Below are 17,194 nucleotides of genomic sequence, written 5' to 3' on the forward strand. Positions count from 1 at the left end.
CACGGCCGATGAGAGGATCAGGGGCGGAAGCGCAGGGGGTGGTCCGCCGGTACCTCCACCACGGCGATGCGGACCCCGTCGGGGTCCGCGATCCACATCTCGATCAGCCCCCAGGGCTCCCGCTGGGGCGGCCGCAGCACCTCGGCGCCCCGGGCATGGAGCTCCTGGTGAGCCTCGTGCACGTCTTCCACCTGGAGCCACAGCCGCAGCCCGGACCCGGGCGGATCGTCGGCCCGGCCCGACACCTCCAGGAAGCCGCCGCCGAGGAAGTAGACCGTGCCGCGCTCGGGGCCGGTGCCGAATTCGCGGTGGACGGCGAGGCCGAGGGTGCCGCCGTAGAACGCGCGGGAGCGCTCGGGATCGGTGGGGCGCAGCAGGATCCTGCTGCCCAGTACGTGAACCATGGACCCACTCTCCTCCCGTCCACCGGTGTGCGCGCCCCGGACGGCGGGGGCGGCGTGGCGCGTCCGGCGGAGCCTGCGCTGCCGCTGCGCCCTCGATGCCTCCGGCCGACGACCGGCTTCCGACGACCGGCTCCCGACCGCCGACCCCGGACCCGCCCGGGTCAGCCCTGGTGGTCGGGGTCGTCCTCCATGTCGGAGATCCACTCCGACCAGTCGAGGCCGAGCGTTCCGGCCAGCCGGTCCAGTGCCTTCGGGGTGCGTCCATAGGCGACGAGCTCGAAGTCCCCGTAGCCGGTGTTGTGCGCGACGATGACGTCGGGTCCGCCGAAGTACTCCGTCTGGGCTCCGAGTTCGCGCCAGGGCAGGAATCCCATCGGCCGCAGGCACTCCTGGAGCCGGGTCACCACCTGGGGGTCGACCGTGTTCTCCTCTACGATCCAGCCGTAGTCGGCGGGCAGCCGGCTGACGGCCAGCTGGAGGAGGAACTCGGAGACCGAGTGGCTCTGGAGCACCCAGGCCGGCCTGCCGTCCTCGTCGATCCCGGAGATCAGCACCTGCGGGTCGGCGAGACCGGCGCGGGCCGCTGCGTATCCCCACTCGTTGCAGTACTGGTTCTCGGCCATGAACACGCAGATGCGCCGGTCCTCTCCGGGGCCGGTGAACGCGTTGCCCTCGGGCAGCCCGTCGGAGGTGCCGTAGCCGGTGGGGTCCGGGCGGACGGTGGGCGGCCACACCGGGTTGGTCTCGTAGATCTCCCACCGGTCCGCGAGGGAGTTGAAGGGCAGGCCCCACCATTCGTCCAGGGCGGCGGGTATCGCGAGCGAACGGTCCACGTCGGACGGCCTGTTCGGCTCGTCGGCGGCGGGGCTGGGGAAAGCCGCCGCCCGCATGCGGGTGGCGTACGGCTTGGGAGCGTCCGGGGTGGGCCGGTACCCCCACTCCTCCTGGAAACTGCGCAGCAGCTCCCATCTCGCCCCGGAACCGGCCGCATTCACCGTGCGCGCCTGCTCGAGCCGCTCGTGGAAGCGGCCGTAATCGATCTCTGTCACGAGCGCAGATCCTATAAGCGGCGAGTCGCCAACCATCTCGCCTCGCAGCCCTGTTGCCGGAGTCCGGTCGATGCATCGACCGGACTCCGTCACACGCTTCGACTCGGGATTTCAGGACCGGCCGAAGTGCATGTGCCCGATATCCTTGCCGAATCGTTGAGCCTCACGACCGAGGAGCATGGTGTGACCACTGCTGACAAGCCGCGCGGGACGGCTGCTGCTCCGCCCTCCGTGCCCTCGCAGGCCCGGCCGGTCCACATGGCTCGGCTCAACGTCGTCGGCGTGCATCTCTATCTGGAGCGGGACGGCCGGGTGTTGCTGGGGCTGCGGCACCCCGACTCGGCGTTCGCGGGTTCCGTCCACCACTTCCTCGCGGGGCACTGCGAGCAGGAGTCCGCGGTGGCCTGCCTGGTGAGGGAGGCGGAGGAGGAGGCCGGCCTCGCCATCGACCCCTCGGACGTCGAGCTGGCACACGTCGTGCACGTGGTGGACGAGCCGGGCGGGCAGCCGAGGATGCAGCTGGTCTTCCGGGCCCGGGAGTGGCGGGGGACGCCCGAGGTGCGGGAGCCGGAGTGCTGTGTCTCCTGGGACTGGTGGCCCGCGGACGAGCTTCCCGAGCCCATCGTCCCCTACGCCCGGGTGGCGATCGAGGGCATCCGGGCCGGGCGTCTCTACAGCGAACTCGGCTGGCGCTGACCGCCGCGCTTCCGGCCCCGGCGGGCCATCACTTGCAGAAGACTTCCCTGGCCACGGACGCGCCCTTGGTCCAGCCGTCCGAGAACGCCTTGTTGGCCGAAGCCGGTGGTGTGGCGTCGCAGTCGGCGCGTACGGCGTCCCAGCCCGCGATGAGTCCCGCCTTGTGGGTGGTACCCGGTGTGGCGGCGGGCTTCGTGCCTCCGGTGCACACGGTGGTGCTGCCTCCCTGTGTCACCGCGTAGCGGTCGTCGGGCTTGTTGCCGATCTGGAAGGAGCCGCCGGCCGGGACGTTGAAGGCGGTCGTGCCTCCGCTCGGCGAGGACAACTGGGCCTGCCCTTGCGTGAACCCCTGGCCCGCGACAGTGACCCGGTCCGCCGAGTCGGCGGCGGACACGGTGCAGGTCGCGGCGGGGGTGGGTGAGGGCTGGGCGAGCGCCGTCGTCGGCGCCGCGACGAGTGCCGAGACGCCCAGCGTGATCAGGGCGGCGGCGGAAGTGCGTGCACGTCGGTGCATGGTGCTTCTCCTCGGCAGGGCTCCCGGTGAGACCGGCCCGTGGACCCGGTGCGTCACGGGCCTGTGCCGTCGTGGGCGGGCACCGTGGTCCGCGGTCCCGGCTTCGTGCTGACGAGCGGCAGTGAGTCCATCGTCTCCCGGCGGGTTCGGTGTGTCGACCGGAGGTTGCGCGTCCTGCTTTGCGGAGAGCCGGTGGGTGGGCCAGCCTGGGAAGCGGGCTCGGGACGACCACCACCGCGGAAATCCGGGCCGGGGCCGGGGACAGGGACGCGGACAGGGAGGGTATGGACTGGACTGCGGGAGGAATCATGGCCGCGCTCGGTGACCTCGTCGGGATCGACGACCGGACCGTGCTGGTTCTCGGGCAGGAGCTGGATCTCGAACGGGATCAGCCGGACGTCGCCAACGCCCTCGTCCACCGGGCCGGCGACACCCTGGTGGTGGTCGACACGGGGGTCACGGAGGTCTTCCGTGCGGCGCTGCGCGAGGCGACCGGCCGGGTCGGGCCGTGGTCGCGGGCGCTGGTGCTGACCACGCACGGCCATCCTGACCACGTCGGCAACAACGATCTGGCGGACGAGCTGGGTGTGCCGGCCGAGCACCGCGTCCCCGCCCCCGACCTCGACCAGATGCGGGACCCGGCGGCGTACTGGGTGCGGTCCTTCGAGCGCATCGCCGGGTTGGCACCGCTGCCCGCGCCGCCGGTACTCGCCGGCAGGATGCTGTCGCTCTTCCGGCCGATGCGGCCCTTCGGCGCGACCACGCGGACGTACGAGGAGCGGGCGATGGAGCTGCTCCGGATCGGATCGCTCCGTTTCATCGGGTGGACCTTCGCCGACGGCGCGGTCCGCGTGCTGCGCAGCCAGGGCCACTGCGCCGGGCATGTGATCGTGCACCTGAGGGACAGCGGCGTCCTCCACCTGTCCGACGAGGGCAACGGAGCCTGCGGTGCGATGGCGGACGCCGATCAGCTCAAGATCCAGACCGTACTCGCTGCCGTCGCCGTGCTCTTCGAGCAGGGGGAGGCCGAGTTCCTCACCGACGGGCACACCTTCGCCGTGCGCCGGGGAGCGGAGGCGGTGTCCCACCTGGACGGGCTGCTGGAGCAGGCGACCGCCCTGCAGGGGGCGGCAGTCGGGCTGACCGGGGAGGGCGGGCAGGTCCGGCCGAGCACGTTCGCCGCCCGCTACGCGGAGGCCGTCGCCGGGCTGGGGGCCGGCGGCGCCAATCCGAACGCGATGTTCGGCGCGATGATGACGGTCAACCAGCTCCGCGAGCTCGGGCTGCGGCCGGAGTCCGGTGAACCGGACGCGCCTTGGTCCCGGCCCGCGCTCCGGAACCCCGGCGCGACGACGTGAAGGCGTGGCGGTGAGCTCGCGCGGGACGGCCCGCGGGGCCCGGGCGTGACGCCGGACCTCGGCGGGCCGGGTGTGGCGTGTCCGGCGCCGGTGTGGGGTGTGGCGGCGGAAGAATGGGCCCCGCACGTACAGGATCGGATGCCGAAGTGACTGCTGATGTGGTGGAGCCCGCTCCGCGGTGGTGTTCGGAACGGGTGAGCCGGGACCGTTTGGAGGGTGCGGTCGCGTGGCTGCGGGTGCCCGCGGCCCGGGGCGGGTTGGGACTGACCGTGACCGATGTCCTGCGCGTGCTTCCGCAGTCGGCCGCGAGCGGCCTCGCGCCGGCCGTGTTCGTACCGGACAGCGTGTTGTCCGCGCACCCCCTGATGCACGGCCCCCGGCCGGAGGAGGGCTCCGGATCCCGTCCGACATCGGTCCCCGCCTCCGCCGTCCATGACGGTGACGGCCGGCTGCCGACCGGCACCAGGCTCTGGGGGGCGGCGGATCACGGCGCCCGGGACCCGCGGTGACCGGGGAGGTCGTCCTCTTCGCCCTGGTGATCGCCCTGTCGCCGTTCACCCTCATCCCGGCGCTCTTCATGCAGTTCACCCCGCGGGCCCATGCGACCGGCGGTGCCTTCCTGGCGGGCTGGGTGGCCGGGGTCGCCGTCCCGGTGTCGGTGTGCGTGGCGCTGACCCCGCTGGTCCAGCGGCTCGAAGGCGGGCACTCCTGGACGGCCTGGGTGCGGATCGGGCTCGGCGCGCTCCTGGTCCTGCTGGGGATCCGGCAGTGGCTGGTCCGGCACGGGAAGGCGGCGCCAGGCTGGATGCGGCTGCTCGCGGACGCCACCCCGCCCCGGGCCTTCCGGCTGGGGCTGCTGCTCTCCCTGCTCAACCCGAAGATCTTCCTGCTGTCCGCCGCGGCGGGCATCGCGGTCGCGACCGAGGATCCGACCCCGGCCGGTGCCGTCATCGCCGTGGCACTGTTCACGGCCTGCGCCGCCGCCACGGTCCTGCTGCCCGTCCTGCTCCGGCTCGTCTTCGGGGAACGCGTCGTGGGGCCGCTGGCGCGCGCCCGGAGCCTGCTGGAGCGCAACGCGGCCGCGGTCATGGCCGTCGTCATCGCCGCCATCGGGCTCCTCCTGCTCGCCGAGGGGCTCGCCGAGGTCTGACGGGACGTCGCCGCGCCCCGGCGGCCGGGGGGAGAGTCATGCGCCCTCGGGTGCCCGGGCACGGGCCCGTACGAGCGCGGCGAGCACGGCCGCCGCGAGGGCGGCGACGGCGGCTGAGAAGACGGTCCCGGCCGCGGTCGGGCCGTACGCCGCCGCCAGGGCACCGACGCCGACCGCGGGTGCGGCCAGCATCGCGTACAGGATGACGAAGAAGGCCGAGTACGCCTCGCCGCGCCGTTCGGGGGCCACCGATGCGGCGATGCCCGTGACGCCGTCCCCGACAGCGGCGCCGGTGGCCAGGCCGGTGAGCACGGAGGCGGCGATCAGGGGCACGAGGAGCCGTCCGAGCAGCGCGGTGGCGATGAGCGTCGCCGCCACCACGAGCCCGCAGCACGCCGCCGGGAGCGCGTTGCGCGTACCGAGCGCGCCCACCAGGAGCTGACCGGCCGCGGTACCCAGGAACGCGAGCCCCACCATCAGCCCGGAGGCGGCCAGGTTGCTCACCCCGAGCTCGGCGAGAAAGAGAGCGCTGACCGAGGCGAACACCCCGAGGACGGCGAAGCCCGAGCCCGAGACCAGCGCCGACCGCAGGAACGGACCCCGGGCCGCGGCGGGAACGCGCAGCCGCTGGACACCCAGGGACACCCGGCCGGTGGGCGTGACGGTCTCCGGGACGGCGACGAGACCGATCAGCGCGATGACGGCGAGCGCGCCCTGGGCGCCCCACAGGATCCGCAGCGGCGCCGGCGCGTACTGGGCGGTGATGCCGCCGAGCAGGGTGCCGCAGGCGAGACCGCCCATGTTCGCGGCGAGAGCGAGGATGCCCGCCCGGGCCCGGCGGGCCGCCGGGGCGAGCTCGGTCAGTCCGGCCGTGGCCGCCGCCGTGATCAGAGCCGCGGACAGCCCCGACAGGACACGGCCCGCCAGGAGCGCCGTCAGGCCCTGCGCGAGGAGGAACAGCGCGGCGGCGGCGACGGACAGCAGCAGCGCCGCGGCCAGCACCGGCCGCCGGCCGACCTGGTCGGCGAGCCTGCCCAGGACGAGGAGACCGACGACCACGCCGCCCGCGTAGACGGCGAACACGACCGTCGCCGCGGACGAGGAGAACCCGAAGGCGCGCTCGTACAGCGGATAGAGGGGGGTCGGGACGGTGGTGCCGACCATCGTGGTCCAGAAGGCGAACGCGACGGCCGCGGTGGCCAGGCGTCGTCGGTGGCCCGGAAGCCGGACGGTGCGGGTGCAGGTGCCGGCACCGGCACCGGTACCGCCGGAGGGCATCGCCGTCCATTCGCTGCGCATGGTCCGTACGTTCCCGTCCGGCCGCGCATCTTCCGGGCGGGTCCCCGGCGCGCCTTCCGAGGGGTTCACCCGTCCGGAGCAGCGTGGTCGCCCGTGGGGAACGGCGGCCGCGGCGGGCCGCGCACGGGCCGGAACGGTGCGGGGGCCGCTGCGCGCGCCGGCCGCCGGGAGGCGGCGCCGCTCCGGCCGGGGCCAGGATCGGGGGTGCGCGCCCGGTGCCCCACGGCACGACGCCGGCGCCCCCGCCCCCCGCCCCTACAGACACACGCACGACGCCGGGGACTGCGATCCCGGTCTTCCGCCACGACGGGACGCGACCCAGGTTCCCCCTACGGAACGAAGGGACACAGCGATGGAAGCCTTCCCCCTGACCCGGGCCGAACGAGCGCTGCTGCCGTCGGCCGACGACGTCCGCTTCTACCGCGAGCACGGCTGGTACCTCTCCGAACCGCTGCTCTCGCCCGGCGAACTCGCCGAGGTCGACCGCAGCAACGAGCGCTTCTACGCGGGCCACCGCGACCGCCCGCTGCCGAAGAAGCCGCCCCGCGAGGAGTACTGGGAGCCCCACCACGGGGACGTACTGCGGCACAACGACTTCATCTGCTACGAGAACCTCACCGCGCGGCGCATCCTGTGCAAGCCGCTCGTCGCCGCCGTGGCCGCCCGTCTGATGGGCACCGACCAGGTACGGCTGTGGACCAGCACGCTCACGCTCAAGCCGCCTCAGCCGGACGAGCCGAGCAATGTCGTGCCCTGGCACACCGACCGCCACCACTGGCAGATGTGCACCTCCGACAGCCTGCTCACCGCCTTCATACCGCTGCACGCGTGCGACGAGAGCTTCGGCACCCTCACGGTGATCGACGGCAGCCACCGGTGGGAGGAACTGCCCCTCCCGGACAGCAGCACGCTCCACTTCGCCCAGCGCGACACCGGCGAACTGGAGGGCCTGCTGCACGCCACCGCGCGTCACAACGGCGACCGCGCACGAGCCGTCCCGCTCGCCATCGGCCAGGGCCGGATCAGCTTCCACCACTGCCGCACGTACCACGGCAGCGGGCCCAATGTCAGCGGCGCACCCCGACGGGTGGTCACCGTCCGCTTCCAGGACCGGGAGAACCGTTGGCGCCCCTACCCCCTGGGCGACGGCAGCCTGGCCACGCACAACATGAACGACCTGGTCCGCCGCACGGCCGAGGGCCATCCCGACTACACGGACCCGGAGTTCTGCCCGGTGCTCTACGAAGACCGGTCCTGACCGACGTGCTGCCCGTGCGGCCGGGAGCCGCACGGGCAGCACGGGGGAACGACCCCGACACCGACCACCGACCACCGACCACCGACCACCGACCACCGACCACCATCCAGCACGAAACGGGGACGGACCGTGGCACTGTTCGACCTTTCCGCCGAGGAACTGAGGAACTACCGGCCCGATCGCGACGAACCGGAGGACTTCGACCTGTTCTGGGCCGACACGCTGGCAGCCGCGGCCGCGTCACCGGTCGACGCCTCCTTCACCCCGCACGCGACCGCGCTCCGGCTCGTCGAGGTCTACGACGTCTCCTTCACCGGGTGGGGCGGCCAGCGCGTCGCCGCCTGGCTGCTGCTGCCCGTGAACACCCCCGGCCCCCTGCCGTGCGTCGTCGAGTACGTCGGCTACAACGCGGGCCGGGGACTGCCGCACGAATGGCTGCTGTGGGCCACCGCCGGATACGCCCACTTCGTGATGGACAACCGGGGCCAGGGGTCCGGGTGGCGCACGGGTGACACCCCCGACAACGGCGCGGGCGGCGGACCCTCCCACCCGGGGTTCATGACGCAGGGCGTCCTCGACCCGCAGGACTACTACTACCGCCGTCTGTACGCCGACGCGGTCCGCGCCGTCACGGCGGCCCGCCACGCCCCGCGGGTCGACCCCTCCCGGGTGATCGTGGCCGGGAGCAGCCAGGGCGGGGGCCTGGCCCTCGTGGCGGGCGGGCTCGTCCCCGATGTGGCGGCCGTCATCGCGGACGTGCCGTTCCTGTGTCACTTCAGCCGTGGCGCCGAGGTCACCGACGAAGCCCCGTTCCGCGAGATCGCCGCCTACTGCCGTGCCCACCGCGACAAGGTCGACCGCGTGTTCCGGACCCTGTCCTACTTCGACTGCGTCAACTTCGCGGCACGCTCCCGGGCGCCCGGCCTGTTCTCGGTCGGCCTCATGGACCAGATCACCCCGCCCTCCACCGTGTACGCCGCGCACAACCACTACGCCGGGCGGAAGGAGATCCACGTCTATCCCTACAACGCGCACGAGGGAGGCGGCCCGCATCACCAGGTGAACCAGCTCGACTTCCTGGGGAAGGTGCTGGCGGCCTGAGGACGGCCGGTGGCCGGGGTCACGGGGACGGCGGAGGGGTCCATCCGGGATCGCGTCCGCTGAGCCCGACCGCCCGGTCCAGCAGGGGGGCGTCGTCCGGTACGGGCACGACGGGTCCGAAGATGTCTCCGCGGCCCTCGTCGTCGACGGAGGCCAGCAGGAACGCGTGCGAGGCCTGCAGCGCGGCCCGGTCGGGTGCGTACTCCTGGCCGGTGGCTCGGGCCAGGTCCCAGCCGTGGACGACCAGTTCGTCGGTGGCCACCGCTCCCGCGACGTCGCCGGGCAGGTCCACGCCGCCCGCGCGGGTCATGCCGGTCCAGGCGGCCGGATCGTTCCATGCCTCGCCCAGTTCGGCGAGGACCCGGGGAAGTTCCTCGCGCCAGGCGGCGGGCAGGGAGGAGCGTTTCGGATCGGGGGCGGTGTCCGTGGTGGGGCCCAGGTCCTTGCGGGCGGCGTCCCGGAAGGCGACGGCGAGATCTGCGAGGTGGACCAGCAGAACACCGACCGTGTACGCGGGGCAGGGGGTCGGGCCGGCGAGCCGGCCGTCCGGGACACCCGCCACCAGACGGGCCACGATCCGGGCCTGCGGTCCGAGGTCGAGAGCGGTCGTATCCGTCATGTGCCGTTTCCTCCGGAACGATGGGTCTGCAGGGTAGACCGGCGGCGCGGACCGGCCACCCATCGAAACGCGGGCCGGCGGGGGTTCCGTCCGCGGATCCGGCGTCGGGCTCTGGAAGCGGTCGGATGCGTCGTCGGCCGATCGGTCCAATCCGGAGTGGTCCTCGCCGTCCCGGAGGGCGTGGCGCTCCGGTGTGGGCCGGGGCCCTTCCTAGGGTCGGCGGGTGGGACCGGGCCGCAACGGCCGCGGTAGCGGCCCGGCAGCGGTAGCGGCGCCGGCAGCGGTACGACCGGGCAGAACGGATGGGTGAGCCGTGGATCGTGTGGTGGCGCCGTCGGGTGGGCGTATCGCTTCGTCGGCGGCGGCCGGCCGGGCCGGCCGGGCCCGCACCCGCCGGCTGGCGGCGCTCGTGGGCCTGTTCGTGCTGTGTGCCCTGCCGGCGGCACCGGCGAACGCCGAGCGGACACGCCCGGCCACCGGGAGCGTGCACCCTCCCGCCGGCCCGCCGCTGTACGTGTCCGACTACGGCAACAACCGGGTGGTGGTCCTGGCAGCCGACGGAAGCGGGCAGGCGACCCTGCCCTTCGACGGCCTGGTGCGGCCCACTGGCCTGGCCCAGGACTCCTCCGGCGCCCTCTACGCGGCCGACACGGGCAACAACCGCGTGGTGAAGCTGCCCCCGGACGGCGGGGAGCAGTCCACCGTGCCCACGGACGGCCTGTCGCGCCCCCTGGGCCTCGCCGTGGACGCCGAGGGCAGCCTCTACATCGCCGACAGCTTCAACGACCGGGTGGTCAAGGTGTCCGCCGGCGGTGGCCAGACGACCGTCCCCACGTCAGGGCTGCTGCACCCCTGGGGCCTCGCGCTGGACTCCGACGGGGACCTGTACGTCTCCGACTTCGTCAACGACCGGGTCGTCCGGATCGCCGCCGACGGCAGCGGCCAGAGCACCGTGCCGGTCGGCGGACTGTCCCAGCCGACCGGTCTCGCGCTGAACGCCGCGGGCGACCTCTATGTCTCCGACAGCGGCAACAACCGGGTGGTGAGGGTGGCCGCGGCGGACGGCGGGCAGAGCACGGTACCGACCGGTGGCCTGAGCAGTCCGCTGGGGCTCACCCTGGACGGGTGCGGCTTCCTCTACGTCGCCGACGGATTCGGCAACCGGGTGGTACGGGTCCGGGAGGCGGGCGGGGACCCGTCCACGCTGCCCGCCGAGGACCTCAACACGCCGACCGGACTGTCCGTCCCGCCGGCGACCGCCCGGCCCGGCCGGGACGGGGCTACGCCATCCTGCCCCTCCGCCCCGCACCCGACGCCCCGGCGGTACGCGCCGTCCGCCTGACAGCCTGACCGCCGCACCGCCGTGGCAGCGGCACGGCGACCCCGGCACGAAGCCGCCCTCAGCCGGCGGCCGTTCCGGCACTTCCCAGGAGTACGGCCAGCAGGCGCCCGGTGGTCGCCCCGAGGCCTTCGCCGTCGCCGGGGACCCTCGTCATCAGCAGGTGGTGGGTCGTGCCGACGAGAGCGAGGGCGATGGAGGCGGTGTCGGTTCCGGCGGGCAGCCGGCCACCGCGCTGTTCCGCCCCCAGGTACGCGGTGAAGGCCTGCTGGATCGCGTCGAAGGCGGGCGCACCGGCCTGGAAGCCCTGCCGCGTGTGCAGCGCGGCCGCCGGACGGGTCATCGCCAGTCCCACCACCGCCGGGGGCAGGGCCTCCAGCAGGGCGAGGACGACCTCCTGGAGGTTGGCCGTCACCGTACCCCGGCCCACTTTCGCGTCCAGGGCCTCGGCCTGGCGGGCGCTGCGCGCGAACCGGTCCAGGACCAGCTCGGCGACGAACTCGTCCAGGCCGGCGAAATGGGTGTGCAGGACGCCCTTGGCGCAGTCCGCCTCGGTGGTGATCGCGCGGCTGGTCAGGGCCAGTGCGCCGTCGCGGGCCACCACCCGCTCCGCGGCCGCGAACAGTCTCTCCCGCAGGTCGGGAATCGCCACTCCACGAGGTGACACAACAGCCCCTTTCCATAAGCCCGTTGCATGTATGGGCACATGCCCATACTGTTTGGGCACATGCCCATACTAGGGCCGGGACGCGCTGCCGCGCGTTCCGGCGGGAGGGAGTTCACCCATGGGTCGATTCGCCAACAGCGCGCAGGCCGAAGCGTGGAACGGCTACGAGGGCGAGCAGTGGGCCCGCGGCCAGGAGCGCTGGGACGCCGTCAACGACGGCTTCAACCAGCCCCTCCTGGACGCCGCGGCCGTCACGGACACCGACCACGTGCTGGACATCGGCTGCGGGGCCGGACGCACCACCCGTCTCGCGGCCGGGCGCGCCCGCGGGGGCCGGGCGCTCGGCCTGGACCTGTCCGGGCCCATGCTGGAGAAGGCCCGCGAGAGCGCCCTGCGCGAGGAGGTGGAGAACGCCTCCTTCGTTCAGGGCGACGCCCAGGTCCACGCCTTCGAGGCCGGGGGCTTCGACACGGTCATCAGCCGGTACGGCATGACCTACTTCGCCGACCCCGCCGCCGCGTTCGCCAACCTCCACCGCGCCCTGCGGCCGGGCGGGCGGCTGGCGTTCATCTGCGCGGCCGAGGCCGGGGCCAACGAGTGGCTGCGGGCGATGGCCTCGCTCGACGGCATCCTGCCGCTCGGCGGCTTCGGCAAGGCCGGCGGCCCCGGCATGTTCTCGCTCGCCGATCCGGACCGCGTCCGCGCCCTGGTCACGGCGGGCGGCTTCACCGGAGTCGGGGTGCAGCGGGTCGAGGTGCCCGGGAGGTGGGGCACCGACGCGGCGGACGCCGCGGCGTTCCTGCTGGACTCCGGCCCCGGACGCCACCTGCTCGACCAGGTCGGCCCGCAGCGGCAGGCCGAGGCCCGCCGGACGCTGACGGACGTCCTGCGCCGCCACGAGAGGGACGGGGCTGTGTGGCTGCGCAGCAGTTCCTGGCTGGTCACCGCGGTCTGCAGCGGGGCCGCGCCACGCTGACCGCCACCGGGGGCCGAGGCCACACCGCTCCACGGCCGGGTCCGCACCACAACCGATCGGCCCGCTCCCGCGTCCTACCCGCAGAGTCATCTCCGCCCTGCCGTCCGGCGCGGGGCCCACACCGACCCTGGAGGGGCATCATCGGGACGTTCACCGCCGACCAACCGAGCGGGACCGCGCGGCCCCGCCGCAGGACCGGCATCGGCAGAACACTGCTGGGGGGTGTGGCGGGCGTGCTGCTGACCGTCACGGTCATGGCCGCGCTGTGGTGGCCCCGGAGCGAGGTGACGTACCGCAGCAGCGCTCCCTCGTCGGTGGTCTACGACGACGGGTCTCCGCACTTCCTGACGCTGGTGCACCGGTACGACCTGGCGGGGCGGCACTCCTACGAGATGGTGATCGGCAGATCTCCGGGCGCCTCCTACGGACACTGGGTGGACGTCGACACCGTCCTGGGCGCGAAGGGGATTCAATCCACCACGTGGACGGAGTCCGGGGTGCGGGTCCGGTTCCCCACCGGTCACGAGGTGTTCGTCCCGGCCCGCTCGTTCCTGTTCGGCAGGTGACCCCGCCGGGCTCCGGCCCGCATTCTCACCGCCGACTTCTGGGAGCGCTCTCAGTGAGGGGTGGGCAGCGCTTATCCTGATCCGCGTCGGAACGGCAGCGCGGCGCGGGCCGCGGACGGAGACGGGAGTGCCTGCCTTGCCGGAGCAGAGCGCGGGGTCCTCCCGCCCCACGCTGGAAGCCGTGGCCGCGCGGGCCGGAGTGTCCAGGGCGACGGTCTCACGGGTCGTCAACGGCGGTGCGGGCGTGCGCCGGCCGGTGGTGGAGAAGGTGCGCGAGGCGGTCCGGGAACTTGGCTACGTCCCGAACCGCGCGGCCCGCTCGCTGGTCACGCGGCGCCATGGCGCGGTCGCCGTGATCATCGCGGAGCCGGAGTTCCGGATCTTCTCCGACCCGTTCTTCGAGAAGCAGGTGCGCGGGATCAGCCGGGAGCTGACCGTGCGGGACACCCAGCTGGTGCTGCTCTGGGTCGAAGGCGCCGGTGAGCACGAGCGCATCGCGCGCTATCTGGACGCGGGGCATGTGGACGGGGCTCTCGCCTTCTCCCTGCACAGCGATGACCGGCTGCCGGCGCTGATCGCCCGGAGCAGGGTCCCCGTGGTGTTCGGGGGCCGGCCGGCGGTGGAGTCGGGGCTGGCCGTGCCGTTCGTCGACTGCGACAACCGCGGCGGCGCCCGGGCGGCCGTACAGCACCTGGTGTCCCTGGGGCGCCGCCGTATCGGGCACATCGCGGGGCCCCGCAACCAGACGTCCGCGCTGGACCGCATCGCCGGTTACCACGACGTGCTGGTGGACGCGGATCCGGCGCTGCTGGGCCAGGGCGACTTCACCAGGGAGAGCGGTGCCCGCGCCATGGCCGGGCTGCTGGACCGGCGGCCCGACCTCGATGCCGTCTTCGCGGCCAACGACCTGATGGCCGCGGGCGCGCTGGCCACCCTGCGGGAACGCGGGATGCGGGTGCCGCAGGACGTGGCGGTGGTCGGCTTCGACGACATGGACTCGGTGGTCGGGTCCGCCGAACCCGCGCTCACCACGGTGCGCCAGGACATCGAGGGCATGGGCCGGCTCATGGTGAGGCTGCTGATGCGGGTGCTGGACGGGGCGGCCGACGCGGCCTCGGCGTCCGTGGTCACGCCGACGAGTCTGGTCAGGCGGGAGTCCGCGTAGCGGCCGCGGGCGCGGGGTGGTGTCCCGCGCCCGCGACCGGTTCTTCCACCGCCGGGGTCAGTCGTACGGGATGACCAGGACCGCGGCGTCCGTACCCGTCTGGAGGCGGGAGTCCGCGCTGCCGATCGCGCTCCAGACCTCCAGCCGTACCGTTCCGCCGCGCAGGTCGCCGAGCGTGCCGGTGATGGCCTTCAGGCCCCGGGTCTGGTCGTACACCTCCCAGCCCGGGACCGGGTCGGTGGCGAAGTAGTGGTACGTCTCGGTCCGGTCGAAGGTGCCGTCGCCGGTGAGGTCGTAGCCGACCCGGACCTGCTGGCCGAGGGCGACCGCCCCTCCGGCGTCCACCGGGAGGCGGAAGGCGGTCGTGCCGTTCGCCCGGAGGGTGCCGCTCACGTTCCGTGCCTCGTAGACCAGCGGCTTGTACGGGGTGCCGTCGTGGTTGGCCCCGTCGGCCGAGGGGATGGTGTCGCTGCCGGGCGTGCCGCCGGTGCCGGCCGTGGTGAGCACCCCGCCCGAGCGGAGGCGGTAGGTGTCGCCGCCGGAGGGGTCGGGGTCCGGGTCGGTGCCGGATCCGATTCCGGTCGCGGTGGACCGGGGAGGCACGGTCAGGGTCTTGCCGTCGGAGAAGGTGACGGTGCGGGTGGTGGTGCCGTGGTTGTGGGCCGTGTAGGTGCGGGTGCCGTTCCTGCCGAAGACCGCGGAGGTCGGGATGTCGCCGGTGACCGACGGGTCGGGGGCGCCGAGGGCGTTCAGAGTCGTGATCCAGTGGTAGGTGTGCGCCTTGGACTCGCCCGCCTCCGGGGTGTAGGCGGTGTTGCCGGCGTCCCACTTCGCCTTCGCGGCTCCCGGGTCGGCGAGCGCCTGGAACTCCCAGAGGATGTCCCGCCATTCGGCGGCGGGACCGCCGTTCTCCCGCTCCATCTCGGCGAGGTTGCGCCGGATCGCGTCCTTGTGCCCGCCGAGGTGGAGGGATCCGCCGGTCACCGGGAGCACGTTGATGCCGTGGATCTCCTCGGGGTTGGCGGTCCACCAGGTGGCGTAGGCGGCGCCGCTGCCCCAGACCATGCCGGCCGTGTCGTGGCCGAAGGAGGCGGGGAAGACCTGCCCGTCGGCGTCGAACCAGTACTGGGAGATCGCCTCGCCCTCGGTGGCGAGCAGGTAGGAGCCGAGGTCGCGCAGGCCGGTGTCGCCGGTGGCCGAGCCCCAGAGCACGAGGGCGGCGCTCAGGTTGGTCGACTCGGAGGAGGACTCCTGGTTGTTGCCGGCGGCGAAACCCTGGTGTCCGGAGGCCCAGCTGTGGCCGGCGTAGACGTCGAAGCCGCGCAGGAACGGGAAGGCGCCGTCGGTGCGGGAGGGGTTGGCGGTGTCGCGGATCAGGGTCTTGACCATGCCGCCCCAGGCGGAGTCGGCGGCCCAGCCGGGGTCGTACTGGGCGACGATCGCGGCCGCGTACACGTAGTAGCCGTAGTGGAAGTGGTGGTCGTTGAGCTCGGTGTCGCTGCCGTAGGAGGCCGGGTAGCCGGTGAGGGTCTTCCAGGTGCGGTCATAGGAGAACTCCTGTCCGCCGCCCACGGTGAACCAGTCCTGGAGGCGGCCCTTGAGGAGGGCGAGGAGCCGGTCGCGGGTTCCGGTCTCGCCGGTCTGGTCGGCGAGCGGTACGAGCTGGGCGAGCCGGCCGAGTGCCTTGCCGGTCCAGTAGGTGTCCACCGCCCCGGAGAACGGGTCGGGGGCGGACACCGCCTCGTTCAGGAGGGTGCGCAGCCGGGCGGTGTCGACGTCGTTCGTGCGGGGCAGGCCGGGAAGGACCGGGGCGGTCTTCTGGGTGGTGGTGAAGGCGAGGCCCTCGCGGACCTTCATGGTGCCGCGCGGCGAGACGTAGGTGTAGGGGGTGAGGAGGTCGGTGGTGTGGAGCCACTGGTGCCGGTAGAGGGCCTGGAGGGTGCCGCGTTCGGTGCCTTCCCTGGGCTCGGTGGTGAGGGTGTAGGTGGCGCGGACGGTGCCGCCGGCGGTGCTCCAGTCGACCCGGGATCCGGTGACGAAGCTGAAGGCGTACTTCCGGTACGTCGCGAGGGCGTCGGTGGAGGGCAGGACGGCGACGGAGAAGTAGTCCCTGCCGCCGAGCGCGGCGCCGATGGTGGTGCCGGAGACGTTCCAGTCGCTGCCGGTCGGCGCGAAGAGGGCGTAGTGGTGGCCGGCGACGGTGATGCCGAGGACGTTGCCCTGGTCGGCGAAGACGGTGGGGGTGCCGGCGGTGGTGATCTGTGCGGTGCCGCCGGAGCCCCGGGCGTACACGAACGGGCTGCCGTGGCCGATGGTGGTGCGCAGGGTGCGGGTGCCGTCGGACCAGTAGGGGGTGACGGTCCAGTCGGACCAGGAGTCCGCCCTGGTGTCGGTTGAGTTCAGCCCGGCGAGGCCGAGGGTGAGGTCGCGCTTGTGGGGGAACTCGTACTGGCGGCCGTCCCCGACGACGGCGGGGCTGGTGGGGTATCCGATCTCCAGCCCGCCCGCGACCGCCTGGTAGGTGAGGGGGTGGCCGTACATGGGTGTGGAGTACGGGTTGTCGCCGTAGCGCTGGAAGGCGAGTGAGGACCACCAGTCGTTGGTGGGCACCGGCTTGCCCGCGGCCGCGGGGGTGACCTTGGGGGTGACGGGCGTACCGGTGTTGGTGGTGGGGCCGGAGGTTCCGGCGGGGCGGGTGTCGGAGTGGCTTCCGGCGCCCACGGGGACGGTGGCGGCTGCCACGGGGCTCGCGGCCGTGCCGAGTCCGGTGGCCGCCAGGGCGGCGGCCAGGACGAGCACGGCGGCTCGGCGCGAGTGGAGGACGGGCATGGGGGAACACCTCATGTCATCGCGGTGGGTCATGTCCGGGACTCGTATCCGAGAGCGCTCTCAGCTGGCCGGAAACGTAAGACTCCCGAAACGTGGGTGTCAAGAGAGCCTGCAACAGCGGAAGTTGATGCTCATTCCGGCCCATTGCGGCTTCGACTCTTGACGGATCACGCGTGTCACGGGCACGCTCCCCTCGCCGGATGA

Annotated in this window: 16 protein-coding genes; 9 read left to right on the plus strand and 7 right to left on the minus strand. The window is 73.4% G+C overall.

The window, feature by feature from the left end; genetic code table 11:
- Positions 1 to 17: 17 nt before the first annotated feature.
- Both ACGFQ9_RS00545 and ACGFQ9_RS00550 read right to left on the minus strand, forming a co-directional pair.
- Entirely contained in the window at positions 18 to 404 is a 387-nt protein-coding gene (locus tag ACGFQ9_RS00545) for a VOC family protein (protein WP_393569676.1), read from the minus strand.
- Positions 405 to 565: 161 nt separating this feature from the next.
- A complete protein-coding gene (locus ACGFQ9_RS00550) occupies positions 566 to 1,453 on the minus strand; it encodes a hypothetical protein (RefSeq protein ID WP_393569678.1) in 888 nt (295 codons plus the stop codon).
- A gap of 183 nt (positions 1,454 to 1,636) precedes the next feature.
- On the opposite strand from ACGFQ9_RS00550, the gene ACGFQ9_RS00555 reads away from it, so the two are divergent.
- Positions 1,637 to 2,149, plus strand: coding sequence for an NUDIX domain-containing protein (locus ACGFQ9_RS00555; RefSeq protein WP_393569680.1), 513 nt, complete (start codon positions 1,637 to 1,639; stop codon positions 2,147 to 2,149).
- Positions 2,150 to 2,177: 28 nt separating this feature from the next.
- Here ACGFQ9_RS00555 and ACGFQ9_RS00560 read toward each other — a convergent pair whose 3' ends face one another.
- A complete protein-coding gene (locus tag ACGFQ9_RS00560) occupies positions 2,178 to 2,663 on the minus strand; it encodes a hypothetical protein (RefSeq protein WP_393569682.1) in 486 nt (161 codons plus the stop codon).
- 308 nt (positions 2,664 to 2,971) lie between these two features.
- Here ACGFQ9_RS00560 and ACGFQ9_RS00565 point away from each other — a divergent pair, with 308 nt between their 5' ends.
- On the plus strand, positions 2,972 to 4,021 hold the full coding sequence (locus ACGFQ9_RS00565) for an MBL fold metallo-hydrolase (RefSeq protein WP_393569684.1): 1,050 nt from the start codon (positions 2,972 to 2,974) through the stop codon (positions 4,019 to 4,021).
- Between the two features lie 505 nt (positions 4,022 to 4,526).
- Entirely contained in the window at positions 4,527 to 5,171 is a 645-nt protein-coding gene (locus ACGFQ9_RS00570) for a GAP family protein (protein WP_393569686.1), read from the plus strand.
- A gap of 36 nt (positions 5,172 to 5,207) precedes the next feature.
- Here ACGFQ9_RS00570 and ACGFQ9_RS00575 read toward each other — a convergent pair whose 3' ends face one another.
- Positions 5,208 to 6,470, minus strand: coding sequence for an MFS transporter (locus tag ACGFQ9_RS00575; protein WP_393569688.1), 1,263 nt, complete (start codon positions 6,468 to 6,470; stop codon positions 5,208 to 5,210).
- A gap of 352 nt (positions 6,471 to 6,822) precedes the next feature.
- Here ACGFQ9_RS00575 and ACGFQ9_RS00580 point away from each other — a divergent pair, with 352 nt between their 5' ends.
- Positions 6,823 to 7,728, plus strand: a complete 906-nt coding sequence (locus tag ACGFQ9_RS00580) for a phytanoyl-CoA dioxygenase family protein (protein ID WP_393569690.1) — start codon at positions 6,823 to 6,825, stop codon at positions 7,726 to 7,728.
- A gap of 129 nt (positions 7,729 to 7,857) precedes the next feature.
- Positions 7,858 to 8,829, plus strand: coding sequence for an acetylxylan esterase (locus tag ACGFQ9_RS00585; RefSeq protein ID WP_393569692.1), 972 nt, complete (start codon positions 7,858 to 7,860; stop codon positions 8,827 to 8,829).
- Between the two features lie 19 nt (positions 8,830 to 8,848).
- Here ACGFQ9_RS00585 and ACGFQ9_RS00590 read toward each other — a convergent pair whose 3' ends face one another.
- Complete coding sequence (locus ACGFQ9_RS00590; protein ID WP_393569694.1) at positions 8,849 to 9,448, minus strand: TIGR03086 family metal-binding protein; 600 nt, start codon at positions 9,446 to 9,448, stop codon at positions 8,849 to 8,851.
- 313 nt (positions 9,449 to 9,761) lie between these two features.
- Between ACGFQ9_RS00590 and ACGFQ9_RS00595 the strand changes: the two genes are divergently transcribed.
- Positions 9,762 to 10,790, plus strand: coding sequence for a hypothetical protein (locus ACGFQ9_RS00595; RefSeq protein ID WP_393569696.1), 1,029 nt, complete (start codon positions 9,762 to 9,764; stop codon positions 10,788 to 10,790).
- Positions 10,791 to 10,848: 58 nt separating this feature from the next.
- On the opposite strand, the gene ACGFQ9_RS00600 is transcribed toward ACGFQ9_RS00595, so the two are convergent.
- Positions 10,849 to 11,454 carry a TetR/AcrR family transcriptional regulator gene (locus ACGFQ9_RS00600; RefSeq protein WP_393569698.1) on the minus strand — a complete coding sequence of 202 codons (606 nt, stop codon included), beginning with the start codon at positions 11,452 to 11,454 and terminating at the stop codon, positions 10,849 to 10,851.
- A 118-nt stretch (positions 11,455 to 11,572) separates the two neighbouring features.
- Between ACGFQ9_RS00600 and ACGFQ9_RS00605 the strand changes: the two genes are divergently transcribed.
- From ACGFQ9_RS00605 to ACGFQ9_RS00615, 3 genes are all read left to right on the plus strand, one after another.
- Positions 11,573 to 12,430, plus strand: a complete 858-nt coding sequence (locus ACGFQ9_RS00605) for a class I SAM-dependent methyltransferase (RefSeq protein WP_393569700.1) — start codon at positions 11,573 to 11,575, stop codon at positions 12,428 to 12,430.
- A gap of 233 nt (positions 12,431 to 12,663) precedes the next feature.
- Entirely contained in the window at positions 12,664 to 12,996 is a 333-nt protein-coding gene (locus tag ACGFQ9_RS00610; RefSeq protein WP_393569702.1) for a hypothetical protein, read from the plus strand.
- 136 nt (positions 12,997 to 13,132) lie between these two features.
- Positions 13,133 to 14,161, plus strand: coding sequence for a LacI family DNA-binding transcriptional regulator (locus tag ACGFQ9_RS00615; protein ID WP_393570761.1), 1,029 nt, complete (start codon positions 13,133 to 13,135; stop codon positions 14,159 to 14,161).
- Between the two features lie 57 nt (positions 14,162 to 14,218).
- On the opposite strand, the gene ACGFQ9_RS00620 is transcribed toward ACGFQ9_RS00615, so the two are convergent.
- Positions 14,219 to 16,990, minus strand: a complete 2,772-nt coding sequence (locus tag ACGFQ9_RS00620; protein WP_393569704.1) for a glycosyl hydrolase — start codon at positions 16,988 to 16,990, stop codon at positions 14,219 to 14,221.
- Between the last annotated feature and the right edge of the window lie 204 nt (positions 16,991 to 17,194).

It is taken from the genome of Streptomyces sp. NPDC048603 (genome assembly GCF_043199475.1).
GTDB lineage: Bacteria > Actinomycetota > Actinomycetes > Streptomycetales > Streptomycetaceae > Streptomyces.

Bases quoted from the DNA above. Each gene is read 5' to 3' on its own strand.
- ACGFQ9_RS00580 (WP_393569690.1), top strand. From the start codon at position 6,823: ATGGAAGCCTTCCCCCTGACCCGGGCCGAACGAGCGCTGCTGCCGTCG.
- ACGFQ9_RS00605 (WP_393569700.1), top strand. From the start codon at position 11,573: ATGGGTCGATTCGCCAACAGCGCGCAGGCCGAAGCGTGGAACGGCTAC.
- ACGFQ9_RS00620 (WP_393569704.1), bottom strand. From the start codon at position 16,990: ATGCCCGTCCTCCACTCGCGCCGAGCCGCCGTGCTCGTCCTGGCCGCC.
- ACGFQ9_RS00575 (WP_393569688.1), bottom strand. From the start codon at position 6,470: ATGCGCAGCGAATGGACGGCGATGCCCTCCGGCGGTACCGGTGCCGGT.
- ACGFQ9_RS00590 (WP_393569694.1), bottom strand. From the start codon at position 9,448: ATGACGGATACGACCGCTCTCGACCTCGGACCGCAGGCCCGGATCGTG.
- ACGFQ9_RS00560 (WP_393569682.1), bottom strand. From the start codon at position 2,663: ATGCACCGACGTGCACGCACTTCCGCCGCCGCCCTGATCACGCTGGGC.
- ACGFQ9_RS00565 (WP_393569684.1), top strand. From the start codon at position 2,972: ATGGCCGCGCTCGGTGACCTCGTCGGGATCGACGACCGGACCGTGCTG.
- ACGFQ9_RS00545 (WP_393569676.1), bottom strand. From the start codon at position 404: ATGGTTCACGTACTGGGCAGCAGGATCCTGCTGCGCCCCACCGATCCC.